This window comes from Staphylococcus sp. IVB6181 (genome assembly GCF_025561445.1).
GTDB lineage: Bacteria > Bacillota > Bacilli > Staphylococcales > Staphylococcaceae > Staphylococcus > Staphylococcus simulans_B.
The window spans coordinates 1,657,554-1,675,029 of record NZ_CP095096.1; the positions used below are offsets into that span (position 1 = coordinate 1,657,554).

The 17,476-nt window shown below is 36.8% G+C and carries 12 protein-coding genes; 3 read left to right on the forward strand and 9 right to left on the reverse strand.

What is annotated here, in order from left to right; genetic code table 11:
• Nucleotides 1-189 precede the first annotated feature (189 nt).
• Together parC and parE are read right to left on the reverse strand one after the other, a co-directional pair.
• The gene (gene parC, locus MUA90_RS08100) at nt 190-2,613 is read right to left on the reverse strand and encodes a DNA topoisomerase IV subunit A (protein ID WP_262586209.1); all 2,424 of its coding nucleotides are present in this window, start codon (nt 2,611-2,613) and stop codon (nt 190-192) included.
• Nucleotides 2,610-4,610, reverse strand: a complete 2,001-nt coding sequence (gene parE, locus MUA90_RS08105; protein WP_105992867.1) for a DNA topoisomerase IV subunit B — start codon at nt 4,608-4,610, stop codon at nt 2,610-2,612. The genes parC and parE overlap by 4 nt, the downstream gene beginning before the upstream one ends.
• Before the next feature lie 291 nt (nt 4,611-4,901).
• On the opposite strand from parE, the gene plsY reads away from it, so the two are divergent.
• Together plsY and MUA90_RS08115 are read left to right on the forward strand one after the other, a co-directional pair.
• Nucleotides 4,902-5,510: a glycerol-3-phosphate 1-O-acyltransferase PlsY gene (gene plsY / locus MUA90_RS08110; protein WP_262586211.1), complete on the forward strand. Its 609-nt coding sequence runs from the start codon at nt 4,902-4,904 to the stop codon at nt 5,508-5,510.
• 207 nt (nt 5,511-5,717) lie between these two features.
• Nucleotides 5,718-6,029 (forward strand): HesB/YadR/YfhF family protein, encoded by a 312-nt coding sequence (locus MUA90_RS08115; RefSeq protein ID WP_262586212.1) that lies wholly within the window; start codon nt 5,718-5,720, stop codon nt 6,027-6,029.
• A gap of 57 nt (nt 6,030-6,086) precedes the next feature.
• Here MUA90_RS08115 and menI read toward each other — a convergent pair whose 3' ends face one another.
• The 3 genes from menI to MUA90_RS08130 form a co-directional block, all read right to left on the reverse strand.
• The gene (menI, locus tag MUA90_RS08120) at nt 6,087-6,548 is read right to left on the reverse strand and encodes a 1,4-dihydroxy-2-naphthoyl-CoA hydrolase MenI (protein WP_114603416.1); all 462 of its coding nucleotides are present in this window, start codon (nt 6,546-6,548) and stop codon (nt 6,087-6,089) included.
• Between the two features lie 120 nt (nt 6,549-6,668).
• Nucleotides 6,669-9,374 (reverse strand): aconitate hydratase AcnA, encoded by a 2,706-nt coding sequence (acnA, locus tag MUA90_RS08125; protein ID WP_262586215.1) that lies wholly within the window; start codon nt 9,372-9,374, stop codon nt 6,669-6,671.
• A gap of 261 nt (nt 9,375-9,635) precedes the next feature.
• Nucleotides 9,636-11,270, reverse strand: a complete 1,635-nt coding sequence (locus tag MUA90_RS08130; RefSeq protein WP_262586217.1) for a BCCT family transporter — start codon at nt 11,268-11,270, stop codon at nt 9,636-9,638.
• Between the two features lie 377 nt (nt 11,271-11,647).
• On the opposite strand from MUA90_RS08130, the gene mscL reads away from it, so the two are divergent.
• A complete protein-coding gene (gene mscL, locus MUA90_RS08135) occupies nt 11,648-12,055 on the forward strand; it encodes a large conductance mechanosensitive channel protein MscL (protein WP_262586218.1) in 408 nt (135 codons plus the stop codon).
• Between the two features lie 44 nt (nt 12,056-12,099).
• On the opposite strand, the gene sbcC is transcribed toward mscL, so the two are convergent.
• The 4 genes from sbcC to MUA90_RS08155 all read right to left on the reverse strand — a co-directional run bounded on the left by sbcC (nt 12,100) and on the right by MUA90_RS08155 (nt 17,385).
• On the reverse strand, nt 12,100-15,135 hold the full coding sequence (gene sbcC, locus MUA90_RS08140) for an exonuclease subunit SbcC (protein WP_262586220.1): 3,036 nt from the start codon (nt 15,133-15,135) through the stop codon (nt 12,100-12,102).
• Nucleotides 15,132-16,259 (reverse strand): exonuclease subunit SbcD, encoded by a 1,128-nt coding sequence (gene sbcD, locus MUA90_RS08145; protein WP_262586221.1) that lies wholly within the window; start codon nt 16,257-16,259, stop codon nt 15,132-15,134. The genes sbcC and sbcD overlap by 4 nt, the downstream gene beginning before the upstream one ends.
• Nucleotides 16,260-16,506: 247 nt before the next feature.
• Entirely contained in the window at nt 16,507-16,974 is a 468-nt protein-coding gene (locus MUA90_RS08150) for a CcdC family protein (protein WP_262586223.1), read from the reverse strand.
• A gap of 180 nt (nt 16,975-17,154) precedes the next feature.
• Nucleotides 17,155-17,385 (reverse strand): YneF family protein, encoded by a 231-nt coding sequence (locus MUA90_RS08155; protein ID WP_023015255.1) that lies wholly within the window; start codon nt 17,383-17,385, stop codon nt 17,155-17,157.
• Nucleotides 17,386-17,476 lie beyond the last annotated feature (91 nt).

Below are 17,476 nucleotides of genomic sequence, written 5' to 3' on the forward strand. Positions count from 1 at the left end.
AAAAATACCAAGAGGTTCAAATTCAAAAAGAATCCGCAACCACTTGTTATTCATTCACTCTACCTTATATTTTATCATCTTAACAATTGTCTGACTATATTTTTTTGAAAACACTTAGCAATCATAAAAAAGCTGCGGCAGAAAAAGTGTTCAAAACACTTCTGCAGCACAGCTTTGATAACTTTTATTTTATGCTTCTTCGATTGCGTATTGCGCGATAGTCATCGCTTGTACTTCACCGAATTCATCTATATCCACAACAAATGAACCATTCGTATATTGTTCTGTCAGATGAATCGCATTAACTTTGTCTGTATAAGTTTGTGTCTTAGAATACAATGTAAACTCTGACATTTGATTTGTGACAACATCAGCACCTACGATGCGATGCGGTTTGCTTTTCAGTTCTTTTAATAACTTGATACCGCGTTGTGCACGTTTGGCTTCAGTTAATACTTGATAGCTGATGCGTTTGACTGCACCGCGTTGTGTCGCCATGATAATCGTATCTTTCGGTTGAATCAATTGTGTCATCACAACATAATCATCATCTTTAAGATTGATTGATTTCACACCTGCAGCACGCAAACCGGTACTTGATAACTCATCTGTAGAATAAGTTAATGACATACCTGTATGTGTAATAATCGTCACATTCTGCGGTTGTTCGATACGCATGACATTAATCACTTCATCGTTGTCTTTAAGTTTCATTGCTATGAGCGGTTTATTGAAACGTGTTGTCTTGAATAAGCCTAACTCACTCTTTTTGATCATACCGTTGCGTGTCGCAATAATATAATCCGCTTCTTGCTTAAAGTCCGGTTCTGTAAACACATCTATGACATGCTCATCATTTTCAAGCGGTACAAGCTGCGAAATGTGCTGACCTAAGTCTTTCCATTTGATATCTGACAGCTTATGCACCGGCAAGTAAAGATAACGGCCTTGGTTCGTAAAGACCAGCGCAATATGCTGGGTATTGGTTTCGATATAGCGCAGCATTGAATCGCCGTCTTTGAGTCCGACTTCCTCTACTTTGTTCGCATTAAAGCTTCGAATGGATGTACGTTTGATATAACCATCTTTAGATAAACTCAAGATAGTTTCCTCACTTGGTACAATCACTTCTTTAGAAATTTTGATTTCTGAGATTTCTGCTTCGATACGAGAAAGACGTTCTGATTTAAAGCGCTGACGAATCTCTTTTAATTCATCTTTGATTACATTCAGCAATGCATCATGGTTATCCAAAATATTGCGCAATCCTTTGATTTGTTCTTCAAGTTCGCTGTGTTCGCCTTCTAGCGCAACAATATCTGTGTTAGTTAATCGATATAATTGCAAGGTTACAATTGCTTCTGCTTGTTCTTCGGTAAAATCAAATTCAGCGACTAAATTATCTTTGGCATCACGTTTATTTTTAGATCCTCGGATAATCGCAATCACTTCATCAAGGACAGATAAAGCTTTCATCAAACCTTCAACAATATGCATGCGTTTTTCAGCATGGAACAAGTCATAGCGTGTACGTTTTGTTACGACTTCGATTTGATGGTTCAGATAACTGTCGATAATTGCTCTGATACCCATCAGCTTAGGTCGGCCTTCACTGATAGCAACCATATTGAAGTTATATGAAATCTGCAAGTCTGTATTTTTATATAAGAAGTTTAAAATAGCTTCGCTGTTGACATCTTTTTTCAATTCAATCGCAATACGCAAACCAGTACGGTCTGTTTCATCGCGTACTTCGACAATACCATCGACTTTTTTATCTGCACGCAATTCATCGATTTTCTTAACTAATGAACTTTTATTCACTTCATAAGGAATTTCAGTAACCACAAGTTCTTGGCGGCCGTTTCTCAGTGTTTCAGTATCCACTGTTGAACGCACTACGATTCTGCCTTTGCCTGATTCGTAAGCTTTTCTAATGCCGTCAACACCTTGGATAATACCGCCTGTCGGGAAGTCAGGGCCTTTGATGTATTTCATCAATTGGCGCACTGTAATATCCGGATTATCAATGAATTTCAATGTAGCTTGAATCACTTCTCCTAAGTTATGCGGCGGAATATCTGTTGCATAACCTGCAGAGATACCTGTTGAACCGTTCACTAATAAATTAGGGAAACGTGCAGGCAATACCATCGGTTCGGTTGTTGTATCATCGTAGTTCGGTACAAATGATACGGTTTCTTTATTGATATCGCGCAGCAATTCTTCAGATAACTGGCTTAACTTTGCTTCTGTATAACGCATTGCTGCCGGCGGATCATTATCAATACTACCGTTGTTGCCGTGCATTTCGATTAAGACATGACGCAATTTCCAATCTTGACTCAGACGTACCATCGCATCATATACAGATGTATCGCCGTGAGGGTGGAATTGTCCGATTACATCACCGACAGTTTTAGCACTTTTACGGAAGTTTTTGTCGTATGTGTTGCCGCTTGAATACATTGCATAAAGGATACGGCGCTGTACAGGTTTCAAGCCGTCTCTGACATCAGGCAATGCACGTTCTTGAATGATGTATTTACTATAGCGGCCGAAGCGGTCGCCTATAACATCTTCTAACGAAAGGTCTTGGATGATTTCGCTCAATTTGCTTCCTCCTCATCATATTCTTCTTGATCTAAGATTTGGATTTCATCGTTTTCCAAGATACTTTGATCTTCTTGCATACCGAATTCAACGTGGCGTTCAATCCATTCACGACGCGGTGCAACTTTATCACCCATCAATGTCGTTACACGTTTAGAAGAACGCACTTCATCTTCGACTTGAACACGAATTAAAGTTCTTGTCTCAGGATTCATTGTTGTCTCCCATAACTGATCAGGGTTCATTTCACCTAAACCTTTATAACGCTGCAGACTGAAACCTTTGCCTAATTGCTTTTGAAGTTTTTCAAGTTCTTCATCTGTCCACGCATATTCAACTTTTTTCGATTTGCCTTTGCCTTTTTCAAGTTTATATAAAGGCGGTAAAGCAATAAAGACACGTCCTGCTTGTACAAGCGGCTTCATGTATTTGAAGAAGAATGTCAGTAATAGGACTTGGATATGCGCACCATCAGTATCCGCATCGGTCATAATGATCACACGGTTGTAGTTGCTGTCTTCAAGTTTGAATTCAGTTCCTACACCCGCACCGATTGTGTGGATAATCGTATTGATTTCTTCGTTTTTGAAGATATCATCCAAACGTGCTTTTTCTGTATTGATAACTTTCCCGCGCAAAGGCAAGATAGCTTGATATTTGCGGTCACGGCCGAGTTTAGCAGAACCGCCTGCTGAGTCGCCCTCTACAAGATAGAGTTCTTTCTTCTCAGTATTCTTGCTTTGTGCAGGTGTCAATTTACCAGAAAGCAATGTATCTTTGCGTTTATTCTTCTTGCCTGAACGTGCATCTTCACGTGCTTTGCGCGCTGCTTCTCTGGCTTGTTGCGCTTTAACTGCTTTTTTAACTAATGATTTCGATAGTTGACCTTTTTCTTCTAAATAGTAAGGTAATTTCTCAGCGATGACAGAATCTACAGCACTTCTTGCTTCTGCAGTACCTAACTTAGATTTCGTTTGTCCTTCGAATTGCAGAAGTTCTTCAGGGATACGTACTGAAATAATCGCTGTTAAACCTTCTCTGATATCATTACCGTCTAAATTTTTATCTTTCGCTTTCAATTCACCAATTCGACGTGCATAATCATTGAACACACGCGTCATTGCTGTTTTGAATCCGACTTCATGTGTTCCGCCGTCTTTGGTACGTACGTTATTCACAAAGCTTAAGATACTTTCAGAATATTGATCATTGTATTGGAAAGCTACATCCACTTCAATACCGTTTGCTTCACCAGAAAATGTTGTAACGTCATGCAGCACTTCTTTGCCTTCATTGACGTAACTTACAAATTCTTTAATACCTTCTTCATAATGATAGACTTCTTCTCGTTCTTTTCCAGAGCGCAAGTCTGTTAAAGTGATTTTCAAATCTTTTAAAAGGAAGGCTGATTCTTGCAATCGCTCGCTTAAAGTATCGAAATTGAACGCAGTCGTAGACTTGAAGATTTCAGGATCCGGTTTGAAAGTAACTTTGGTACCTTTCTTACGTGTCTTCCCTTTCTTTTCAAGTCCTGTTGCCGGCAATCCGCCGTTCGCAAAGCGCTGCTCATAAATATAGCCGTCTCTGTAGATTTCAACAACAAGCCATTCACTTAATGCGTTCACTACAGAGGCACCAACACCATGCAGACCGCCTGATGTTTTATAGCCGCCTTGTCCGAATTTGCCTCCGGCATGAAGAATAGTAAAGATTACTTCAACTGTAGGTTTTCCGGATTTATGGATACCTGTCGGCATACCGCGTCCATTATCTTCTATTGTGATACTATCATCTTTATTAATGGTAACTTTAATTTCATTACCGTAACCGTTCAATACCTCATCGACTGAGTTATCTACGATTTCATATACTAAGTGGTGCAAACCACGTTTATCGGTTGACCCAATATACATTCCCGGTCTTTTACGAACTGCTTCTAATCCTTCAAGTACTTGAATAGAATCGTCCGAATAATTTTGTCGTTTATTTGTTGCCAATCGATTCTTCGCCTCCTACAAACGTACGTTCGTTTATAAAACATTACAATAAACATTCTTACTTAAAATCAGCCAAATTGCAAGCCAGAAATTGATTTGAATATGATAACATTTTACAACGTTACTAAAAAATATTTCCTTCAATAAAAGTTTTTGTTACTATGAAAAGCGGACATTATCGCTTCAACACTGAAATTTATATTTGTATTGCAAAAATAACCGTACAATACACTTCAATCATATGGAGTGTGGTAAAATAACGTTATCATCAACAAAGGAAGTGTCAGGTCAATGATGATTGTACTAATTTTGCTGCTCGCATACCTAGTCGGTTCATTCCCGAGCGGTGTTATTATAGGAAAATTGTTTTTTAAAAAAGATATCAGACAGTATGGCAGCGGAAATACCGGTGCAACAAACAGCTTTCGTGTGTTAGGAAAGCCTGCCGGTTTTGCGGTTACCTTCTTAGATATATTTAAAGGCTTTATTGTTGTATTCTTTCCGCTTTGGTTCCCGATACACGCAACAGGCGCTGTAACTGAATTCTTTATGCATGGTCTTGTTGTCGGTGTATTTGCCATTGTCGGACATGTATTCCCTGTATTTCTTAAATTTAAAGGCGGTAAAGCCGTTGCGACAAGTGCAGGTGTCGTCTTAGGTGTTGCACCTATCTTATTATTAGTCTTAGCAGCTATTTTCTTTATTACTTTAAAATTGACGAAATACGTTTCATTATCGAGTATTATCGCTGCAATCTGCTGTGTAATCGGATCATTAATTATCCAAGATTATATTTTATTAGGCGGCAGCATTATCGTTGCAGTCTTATTGATTGTCAGACATCGTACTAATATCGTCAGAATTTTTAAAGGTGAAGAGCCTAAAATCAAATGGATGTAACAGCCTTGAACCGGGACATTTTTGTTCCGGTTTTTATTTTTTGCCATTTGTGACTGCTTTATTAAATACATCTACACATTTTTTGATTGTTGAAGCATTATTACTGTTAATATACATCTCATACCGGTTATACTCTAATGTATAATTAGTTATTGCACTAAAATTATTGCAATCTAATATTTTGTTGATAATGAGAGGAGTTTTACCATGGAATTTAACCTGACAGATAAAGCAATCGCGTGGTTCAAAGATGAATTCGATTTACCTCAAGAAGGCAAAGCTATCCATTTTATCGTACGCTATGGCGGCGCACCGCAAATCAAGCAAGGTTTCAGCCCTGCATTTAATATTGATTCGCTTGCAAACCAACCTGAAGAAATTGCATATGAAAACAATTTCGACGGTGTCAATATCATTATTACTGAAAATGACTTATGGTATTATCAAGATATCACATTAACAATAGATGTAGATGCGCAAGATGAAATTGTTATCAAACAAAATATTGAACAAGAATAGCATAGATAAACTGGGGCATGTAGAGCATGTCCCAGTTTTTTTAATCTTTGCATTCAATTATTGAAGACCGTCGACAACTTCAAACTGTTCGCCGGCTTTATTGCGTCTTTCTACTTCTTGATACACTTCATGCCAATCAGGGAAATGACGATCTAGTCGAATCGGTGTATGCGTATCTTCTGTCATACAGATTAATTCTGTAGTACCTGTTGTCGTAATTTCGCCTTTTTCATTGTATATTTCATACTTATACAATGAGCGTAAGCGCGAATAACGTTCCACCCAAGTTTTAATCTTTACTTTCTCCGGATAAGTTACAGGTTTGATAAACTTCATATCCAAATGTGTTACAGGAGAAATGATACCTCTGTCTTCCATATCCGCATAACTAAAACCTAACTTGCTGATATAGTCTGTACGTGCAACCTCAAACCACGTCGCATAGTTTCCATGGTAAATGAATCCCATTTTGTCTGTTTCTTGGTATCTTGCTTCTATCTCAGTGATACTGTATATCATTTTAACGCCACACTTTCTTTACTCATTCCATATAATATCATAGCACAAAATAAAGAGACTAAGACAGTTTCAAACCATCTCAGCCTCTTATTATCTATTGAGATAAGGGTAGATTTCCCCTTATGCAGTTGCTAATTTGTTACGTAATACAAGTTGTAAGATACCGCCATGACGGTAGTAGTCTAACTCAACTTGTGAATCGAAACGTGCGATAACATCGAATTCGATTGTTTCACCGTTTGATTTTTTAGCTGTAACTTTAACTTTGTCATGTGGTTTTACTGATTCGTCGATGTCTACTGAAATTTCTTCAGTACCATCTAATCCAAGGCTGTCAGCTGAATCGCCGTCTTGGAATTGAAGCGGTAATACACCCATCATAACTAAGTTAGAACGGTGGATACGTTCATAGCTTTGAGCAATAACAGTTTTAACACCTAATAAGTTTGTACCTTTTGCTGCCCAGTCACGAGATGAGCCCATACCGTAGTCGTTGCCTGCTAATACAACTAAACCTGTACCGTCTTCTTTGTACTTCATAGCTGCATCGTAAATTGACATTACTTCACCTGTTGGCCAGTATGTTGTGAAGCCGCCTTCAGTACCTGGCGCTAATTGGTTTTTAATACGGATGTTTGCGAATGTACCTCTTACCATTACTTCGTGGTTACCACGACGAGAACCGTAAGAGTTGAACTCTCTGATAGGTACTCCGTTTTCTTGCAAGTATTGGCCTGCTGGTGTATCTTTACCGATTGCACCTGCTGGTGAAATGTGGTCAGTTGTTACTGAGTCGCCGAATTTACCCATTACGCGTAAATCTTTAAGCGGTTCAATCTTACCTGGTTCTTTAGATAAGCCTTGGAAGAATGTTGGGTTTTGGATATAAGTTGATTTAGGATCAAAGTCATATAATGGTTGATCCGTAGTTTCAATTTCATTCCACATTTCGTTATTAGTGTAAACATCTGAATATTCTTCACGGAATAATTTAGGTGTTACAGTGCTTTCAACAGTATCTGCAACTTCTTTGATTGATGGCCAGATGTCGTTTAAGTAAACGTCATTGCCGTCTTTATCTTGACCTAACGGATCATTTTGCAAGTCGATATCTACAGTACCTGCTAAAGCATATGCCACAACTAATGGCGGAGATGCTAAGTAGTTACCTTTAACTAATGGGTGGATACGACCTTCGAAGTTACGGTTACCAGATAATACTGAAGTTACAAGCAAGTCTTCTCCTGAAATTGCTTTTTCGATTTCTGGTAATAATGGACCTGAGTTACCGATACATGTCGTACAACCATAACCTACTAAGTTGAAGCCTAATGCATCTAAGTACTCTTGCAAGCCTGAATCAGCTAAGTAGCCAGTTACAACTTTTGAACCTGGCGCTAATGATGTTTTCACGAATTCAGGAACTTTTATTCCTTTTTCTACTGCTTTTTTCGCAACTAAACCAGCACCTAACATAACGTATGGGTTAGATGTGTTTGTACAAGATGTAATCGCCGCAATTGCGATGTCGCCTGTAGTCATTTTAGCAGTTCTGCCGTCTTCAAATTCGATAGTAGCTTCTTTATCGAATTCAGATTCATCGAATCCAAAACCTTGGTTGCCAGCCGGAGCTGTTACTGCTTTTTCGAATTCTTCTTTCATGTCGCCTAATTTAATTAAGTCTTGAGGACGTTTAGGACCTGATAAAGAAGGTTCTACAGTAGATAAGTCTAATTCAAGAACATCTGTGTAAGAAGGATCTTCTTTTTCAACGTCGAAGAACATGTGGTTTTGTTTTAAGTATTCTTCAACAAGTTCGATTTGTTCTTCAGAACGGCCTGTTAAGCGTAAATATTTTAATGATTCTTCGTCAACCGGGAAGAAACCGCATGTTGCACCATATTCAGGCGCCATGTTTGCGATTGTTGCACGGTCAGCTAATGGCAAGTGTTGTACACCTGGACCATAGAATTCTACGAATTTGCCGACAACGCCTTTTTTACGTAATTCTTCAGTTACGCGTAAAGCTAAGTCAGTAGCTGTTGCACCTTGAGGTAATTGGTTCTCTAAGCGCACACCGATAACTTCTGGAATTGGGAAGTATGAAGGTTGTCCAAGCATACCTGCTTCAGCTTCGATACCGCCGACACCCCAACCTAATACACCTAAACCGTTAATCATAGTTGTATGAGAGTCAGTACCTACTAATGTATCTGGGAATGCTACTGTTTCGCCGTCTACGTCTCTAGCATGTACAACGTTTGCTAAATACTCTAAGTTAACTTGGTGAACAATACCAGTTGCTGGCGGAACTGCATTATAGTTATCAAATGCTTTTGTTGCCCAGTTTAAGAATTGGTAACGTTCGAAGTTGCGGTGGAATTCTAATTTCATGTTTTGACGCAATGCATCTGGATTTGCGTAACTGTCAACTTGTACTGAGTGGTCAATAACTAAGTCTACAGGTACTTCTGGGTTGATTTTGTTGATATCTCCCCCCACATCATCCATTGCTTTACGTAATGATGCTAAGTCTACAACTGCTGGAACACCAGTGAAGTCTTGCAAAATAACACGTGATGGTTTGAAAGGTACTTCACCATCGCCGCCATTACCGAATTTTGCTAATTGTTCAATGTGATCATCAGTGATTACGAAGCCATCTTCTTGTCTTAATACTGATTCTAGCAATACTCGAATTGAGTATGGCAATTTGTTGATTTTAGTTAAACCTTGTTCTTCTAATGTCTGCAAATCGTAATAAGTATACGTTTTGTCGTTTAAAGTAAACGATTTTTTTGCTTGCTCTTTAATGTTAGAAGACATGTAAATCCCCCCTGATTCAATATTATGCCTTTAATTAGATTGTATATGGGAATGATAGCGAATACAACTGATATTCATTAAAAATCAGAAGTTCACCGTTTTTGTTTTATAATCAGTATGTATAAGAATTGCTTATCACATAAGGTTCGTGTAATAAGTATCTTTTATTGATTGAGAATTATTTTCATTTAATCCGCTGTTTTCTGTTAAGTATAAAAAAACGCTGCCCTTCATGATGAAAGACAGCGTTTCGTAATTTAATTATGAGTTTGAGTTTTGTATTTCTCTTCGTGATTTGCGTTTTTCTAAAATATCTTCTTCATAATCTTGTTGAGAATATTTAACATATTCTTCTAGTCTGTGTTTATTCGGCGTTAATGTTAAGCCTAAGAATTTACGTTCTCGGTTCGCATCTTTGTAAAAGGCTATCATCATCATGATAACGATAATGGAGAATGGCAATGCACTGATAATCGCCGCACTTTGAAGTGAGTTCAATCCAGTATCCCCGCCTGAGAATAGCAAGATGAATGCGATTAATGATTGTGCAATACCCCATGAAATCTTAATATATGAAGATGGATTAAGTGAACCGAATGATGTTTGCGTACCTAATACGAATGTTGCTGAGTCGGCAGATGTGATAAAGAATGATGCGATTAATAATAATGCAACAATCGATAATACAAAGCCTAACGGCAAGTGATTGAACACTGCGAAGAGTTGTGTCTCAGCTGACATATCGAAAATTTCTTTATGTTTTTTACCAGTTTCAATACCTAGTACACCGAACACACTGAACCAGATGAAACTTACAATAGCTGGTACTAGAAGTACACCTGAGATGAATTCACGAATTGAACGTCCTTTAGAAACACGTGCGATGAACACACCTACGAATGGACTCCAGCTTAACCACCAGCCCCAATAATATAATGTCCAGCCTGACATCCACTCACGTTTATCTGAATTTAATGCTGCAGTATCAAAACTGTTAGATAAGAATGTATTTAACAAGCTGCCTGTTGAGCTTGTAAACATATCTAAAATTAATACTGTAGGGCCGATAATTAACGCAACTATCATTAGGATTGTACCTAAACCAATGTTCAAGTTACTTAAATATTGGATACCTCTGCTCAGACCAGACCATGCTGATGCGATGAACAGAACTGTTACAATCACAATGATAATACCTTGTACCCAAACATTGTTTGGAATACCGAATAAGTAATGTAAACCACCATTGATTTGAAGTGCACCCATACCTAGTGATACAGCTACACCGACTACAGTAGCGAATACTGCTAATACGTCAATGATTGTACCGATAGGTCCGTCTACTCTATCGCCTAAAATAGGACGTAAAGTCTTAGATAATAAACCTGGTTCTCCCTTTCTGAATTGAGCGTATGCTAGTGCTAATGCTACAACACCATATACTGCCCAGGCATGGAAGCCCCAGTGGAAGAAAGTAGATCGTAATGCTTCTGTATAAGCTTCTGCTGTTTTAGGATCCGCTTCTGGCGGTGCTGCAAAGTGTCCCATTGGTTCTGCGGCACCATAGAAAACAAGTCCGATACCCATACCAGCACTAAATAGCATCGCAAACCAAGAAATCGTATTGAATTCCGGTTTGTCGTTCGGTTTCCCTAACTTCAGTTTTCCGATTGGGCTGAAGATAAGGAAAATACAGAAGAATACAATGATTGTAGTTAAAATTAAGTAATACCAACCCAATTTATCAGTAATCCACAGTTTGATTGTATTTGTTACAGCGTCAAACTGGCTAGGAAAGATTGCACCGGCAAGTACTACGATCAGAACTAATATCGAACCGTATATAAATACCGGGGATAATTTCTTACCATTCTTACTGTGTTGAGAAGAATTCATAATCAATTACTCCCTTTCTATATATTTTATTGTCAAAAAATACAACAGATATTTTATAACAAAATATCATATTCGCGAAAAACCAAATACTAGCATAACAAAACTATGAAGCATAATCAAATGTACAAAAAATGATTATACAATCTCAACAAAATAATTTATACCAAAAATAAGTTGTTGAAAATTCACAACTATTGTTTGGTAAGACAACACATTACTTTAATATACCCAAAAACTTGATTTTAAAAGGAAAATATTAGATTTATTAGTATCATTCGTTGTATTTTTAAACACTTGTGAAGATTTTTCGAAAAAAACGGTTTGCTATGCCAACCACTTACGGTATACTAAACTTAGCAAATTTAGGAGGAAACTAAATGTTTAAAGAATTTAAAGAGTTCGCATTCAAGGGGAATGTATTAGACTTAGCTGTTGCTGTAGTAATGGGTGCTGCATTCAACAAAATTGTAACGTCATTAGTTACATACATTATCATGCCTTTAATCGGTTTGATTTTCGGTACAGTTGATTTTGCGAAAAACTGGTCAGCATTCGGAATTAAATACGGTTTATTTATTCAATCTATCATCGACTTCATTATCGTAGCCTTTGCATTATTCTTATTTGTAAAAGTCGCAAATACTATGATTAAGAAAGAAGAAGTTGAGGAAGAGCCAGAAGAAAACACTATTTTACTGACAGAAATCAGAGACTTGCTTCAAAAACAAAACGGTTCATCCGAAAAAATAAAAAGCTATTGCAACGTTTTAGCCGTTCAACATTGAAGCATGAAAAAGCAATGCCGCAAGATTTTTGCAGCATTGCTTTTTTATTGAAACTTGAATTCAGTTGTACTTTGATAATTGTTTGATTGAACTTCTAAGATAATCGGAATACGTTGTTTAAGCTCGCTGACATGAGAGATAATTCCGACCATACGTCCTGATATTTTAATATTCAGCAATGTATCGAGTGCTGTTTCTAATGTTTCTTGATCAAGCGTACCGAAACCTTCGTCAATAAAGATAGATTCTAACGTAATACCGCCTGATTCTTGCTGAACTACTTCACTTAACCCTAATGCCAATGCTAAAGCAGCTTGGAAAGATTCTCCGCCGGACAATGTTCCGATTGGACGCGCCTTATTCGAATGCATATCAAAGACTTCGATGTCTAAGCCGCTGTATCCTTTCCCGATAGCTTCGCTTCTGACAAGTTTATAGCGATTATTAGTCATTTGATAAAAGCGCAGGTTCGCATTTTGAATAATTAAATTCAAATAATGAATCAATACATAGTTCTCTAACGTCAATTTTTGATCGTTTTTACCAGATAGTATTTCAGACAGACGGAAGATTTCTTCTTGTTCTTCTAATTCTTGTTGAAGTGTTGTGATTTCTTGTTTCAATTCTTTAAATTGTTTTACATTCGTTTCCATTTTGAATTCATGGTTGTTAACCAGACGAACATATTCATTTAATTGAGTTTTCGCTTCGTTGACTTGTGCTTCTATTGTTTCTAAATCCGGTTTTTCTTGCTGATTCACTCTTTTTTGCAACGTTTCGATGTGACTTGAAAGTTGAATTTGTTTTTTACGGAATGCCTCGACTTCCGCCTCAATCTCATCTTTTCGATCCATTTGTTCTAATACTTCTTTGACCGCTTCAGGCGACGCTATTCCCAGCGTTTTCATTTCTGCTTTTGATTGAGATTGCAGCTCTGTCATATGTGTATCATTCTCTTTGATTTGTTCTTGAACATTTGTCTGAGAATGCTGAAGTAATTCTGCTTGTTGACGCAACTCACGCAATTTTTGTGTATGTGTTTCAAGTGCAGTTTCATACGCTTTGGCTTTTTGTTCTTTCTCTTCGTAATCTAATTTGAATGCATGCGTTGTTTTATATTGTGTTTGTGTTTCGAATGTTTGAATCAACTCTTCTAATCGACTAAGTTCTGAACGTTTATCTTTCAGTGCTAATTTCAGTGATTGCACTTCTTCATTGATTTTAGTTTGTTTTTGATTTAATGCTTCAATCGCTTTATTGCGTTTTTCTTGCTCTGATTTTTTAGTCTCAGCTGCTTGATATTTTTCCTCTAGTTCAGGAATCGATTTGATTTCTTTTGCACTGTCTTGTTGTTCAAACTTCTCGATTTCCTGCTGCTCAATCGCAGCTTTCGTTTTTAATTCCGCTGCTTCAGACTTGATTTCATCTCTTTGCTGTTGAAGCTGATTTAATTGTTCGCGATGCGCACGTAACTGCTCATAATCTACATGGTCTGATAACGATTCGATTTCATTTCCGCAAATCGGACATTTATCTCCAGGTTCTAACATAGATTGCAGCTGTTTAATCATTGCTTCTTGATTGTCTAATTCTAAATGATGTGTATTGAATTGATTAATCTCCGCTTCTAAATCTTCAAGCTTTTGATGATTAGATGTTAATGATTTTTCCAATTGCTGTTTCTTTTGCTTTCTGCCTTCATACTGCTCAACTTCTGTTTGGTACTGTTTAGTCTCTTTGATATCATTCTGCAGTTCAAACAGTGCTTTAGTTAATTGATTGACTTGATCGTAATCCGGCTTTTCATCTTTGCTTTCTTTACGAATCGACTCAAGTTCTGTTTCTTTTGTTTCAAGGTTTTTTTGATGATCTTCAACCTTTTCTTTTACTGCTTCAATTTCTTGATATGCTGCTGTGAATTGTTTTAAGTTGCGATAGAAATATTGTGTTTCACTGATAAATGCTTTTTCTTTTTCATACGATGCTTCTTGTTTTTGTAAGGTATCCAATTTTTCTTGCTCGCTTTGAAGTGCATTTTCATTTTCTTTAATTTTTGCTTTTAAGTCTTCAGCATTTTGATTGAGCTTATTATGCTTTTGCTGTGCAGTATCTAATGATTTCAAAATCTGATGCAGCGGTCTTACCTCTCTAAGTTGTTTCACTAATTGTTCTAATTGTGTAATACGCTGTGCATCTTCATTGAGTTGATGATATTCTGCTTGAACCTTTTTTAATGCTTCGATATCTTGATCGAGTTCTTGTGCTTTTCGATAAGTACTTTCAACTTTATTGAACTGCTGTTCTTTTTCTTCTTTTTGTTTTTTCAATGTTTCTAACAATGATTGCGCTTTTTCTTTAAATTGAGGCATCAAAGTTAAAAGCTTATCTGTCTGCATACTTGGTGTTGTTTTCAACTCTTGCAGTACTGCGTCATCGAAATCTTCTACATCATTCCAAAGCTGGTCAATTGTTTGATAACGCAATTCGATTTGATGTTTTTCTTCTTTGATTTCTTCATACAATTGTTTTTGCAACTGTTCAAAACGAACAGTATTAAAGAGCGTACGTAAAATGGTTTGCTTCTCCGAACTTTTTGAGAAGAGGAATTTTTTAAATTCACCTTGCGGTAAAATGAAAAGCTGTCTGAATTGGCTCGCATTTACCCCTAATAATTCTTTAAGGTACGTCTTGCCTTGTTTCACACGGCTTTCAATTAATTCAAAATCATCGTTGACCCATTCAAAAATTCGTGCATCGCCGCCGGTTTCTGTTTTGTTCCCTTCTTTGATAAATGAAGGTTGGCGTATTACTTTAAAAATTCTGTCCTTTAGTTGGAATGTAAACTCTACTACCATCGGTGCATCTCCATCCGCAAAATGGCTTCTGAAGTCTTTGCTTTTTCTGGTTTCGAGTGAACCTTCATCGAATAACGCAAACACAATAGCATCGAAAATCATTGATTTGCCTGATCCTGTTTTACCGCTGATTAAAAACAGCTCATTGCCCTCAAGTTCGGTAAAATCAATCGTTTCGTCTAAGAAAGGTCCGAAGTTTTTCAAATGAAGTTTTAATGGTCTCATGCTTCGCCGCCTCCTATCATACGATCTAACAATGTATTGATTTTATTCACTTGTACTTCGCTTAATTTATTTTGAGTCATATTAGAATAAAAGTCTTCAATGATTTCTTGATCCGTCATTTTCTTGATTTCTTTTTGTTCGTACGTACTTGTAAATGTTTGCGATTCATTGGTTAATGATAAGACATTTGGATAAATTTGTTTTAAATTCAGCATCGGGTCATTGATATGGGATAAGTTGGTTAAGTTGAAGTGAATATAGTTGTTGTTATTTTTTACTTCTAGTCTTTCTTGAATCGCATCTTCATAAGTGCCTTGAATAACTTCTAATTGACGTAATGGTTGAAGCGGCACAAAAGTAATTTTAATATTTCCGCTGTCGTCTATATTTACAGCACGGTAGCCTTTAGATTGATTCGTTTCAGAGAAGGAGTATTGCAATAATGACCCGCTGTAAAAGACAAAGTCAGATTGAATACTGAAAGGATGATGCAAATGCCCTAACATAACAGAGTCGAATTGCTTCATAAAGTTTTGCGGAACTTGTTCTACAGTACCAATTGATAAATGACGTTCGGAATCAGAAGTAATTCCTCCTGCTACTGTGAGATGCCCGACTAAAATATTCGTTTGTTCTTTATTCAGCTGTTCAGACATACGTCTTAAGCAGCATTCAATGCCTTGTTCATAAGTTTGAATGTCTTCATCCTTAAAGAAATGCTGCAGCTCTCCTATCGTCGCATAAGGCAAGGTATAAAAATTAACACCGTTGATTGTTATCGGATCGTACATAGATTCAAGACTGGTACGGATATATAGATTGCTGTGTTCAAACCAATTCGAACCGTAATTCAAACGTGTTCTGCCATCATGATTTCCGCTGATAATCACTATAGGCAGGCGCATTTTCAGGTTTAACTCTGCTATAGTTGCTTCTAATAATTTCACTGTGTCTTTATTAGGCGTAGAATTATCGTACAAATCACCCGCAATCACAATGGCATCTGGTTCTTCTTGTTTCATCGCTTCAATAAATCGATTCAGAATATAACGTTGATCTTCTAAAAAGGACTGTCCGTTTAATATTTTGCCTAAATGCCAATCGGCAGTATGTATTACTTTCATTGAATCACCTCTTGCATAAAGTGTAATATGAAACGCCTTTCTCATTATAGAGAAAAGGCGCACAATGTTTATTTTTTATAAAGTTTTTGAAAAAGAGAGAATGTATATATCATTCCTGCAATAATTGCTCCGATAATACCTAAGACATGTTTTAACTTCATTATAATCACCTTTCCTTCTTTTTGTTTTACCCCAAAAAAAGTAAACGACGCCTTTCAGTTTTATTGAAAAACATCGTTTATCACTTTTATCTTACAATTTCTCTTTTCAACTTTTTATATTTCAATAACATCGCGATTCTCCAAGGTACAATCATTGAAAAGGCAAGCAAGAAGAACATGCCGGCAAGTTGACCTGGATGAATCTGACTGCTGATGACAATTTTCATAACAGTTCTGATGATTAATAGTGTAATTAAAATAATCGGAAACGCTTTTGAACGTTTCATATATATATTTGAGCCCTTCACCTCAAAGCGAGAAGTCCAAATCAGTACGGTTGAAAATAAAACCCCTACAATCATAGATTCAAGGATTTCCATACCTGTTAATCTAAAATAAGGCACAACAAACATTAAAGCACCCGTAGACATAAATATTGGCGGTAAAATGAGTTTCTTCTCATTGACTGGAAACTTTTGCGCCTTCATTCTCACTATGATTACGGCAGCGCCCATTAAAAATGCTATACCGATTGAAAATATAAGATATAACACAGTGACACCTTCTTTTCGTCATTAAGTATATTCATAGAAATCATTTTATAGTATATCATTGCACATACGAAATGCCATACAAAATGATTAAAATATGTAAATCCTTCCAGTATTTGCTTTACTATAAAACAAAAGAAAGCCGTATGTTCAACCCACACAGCTTTCTTATTACAGATACTTTTATTTCATTTTTTGATCCATGTTTTTGTTCATCATCGTCATCATTTGATTGATTTTCTTTTGAGATGGTTTTTGGCCCATTTGCATCATCATCATACGTAACATCTCTTCGTTAATCGGAGGGTTCTTTTTAAGATAATCCATCATATACTTTCTCGCTAAGAAGAAACCACCTACTAAACCGATGATTAGTGCAGCAATGATTAATAGAATTGCTATCCAAGTTGCCATTGTCTCACCCACTTTCTTTATCCTTTAGCATTTTACTAAAATAACTTTATCATTTCAAGTTGTATTTTAACTATGACTGACTCTATTCACA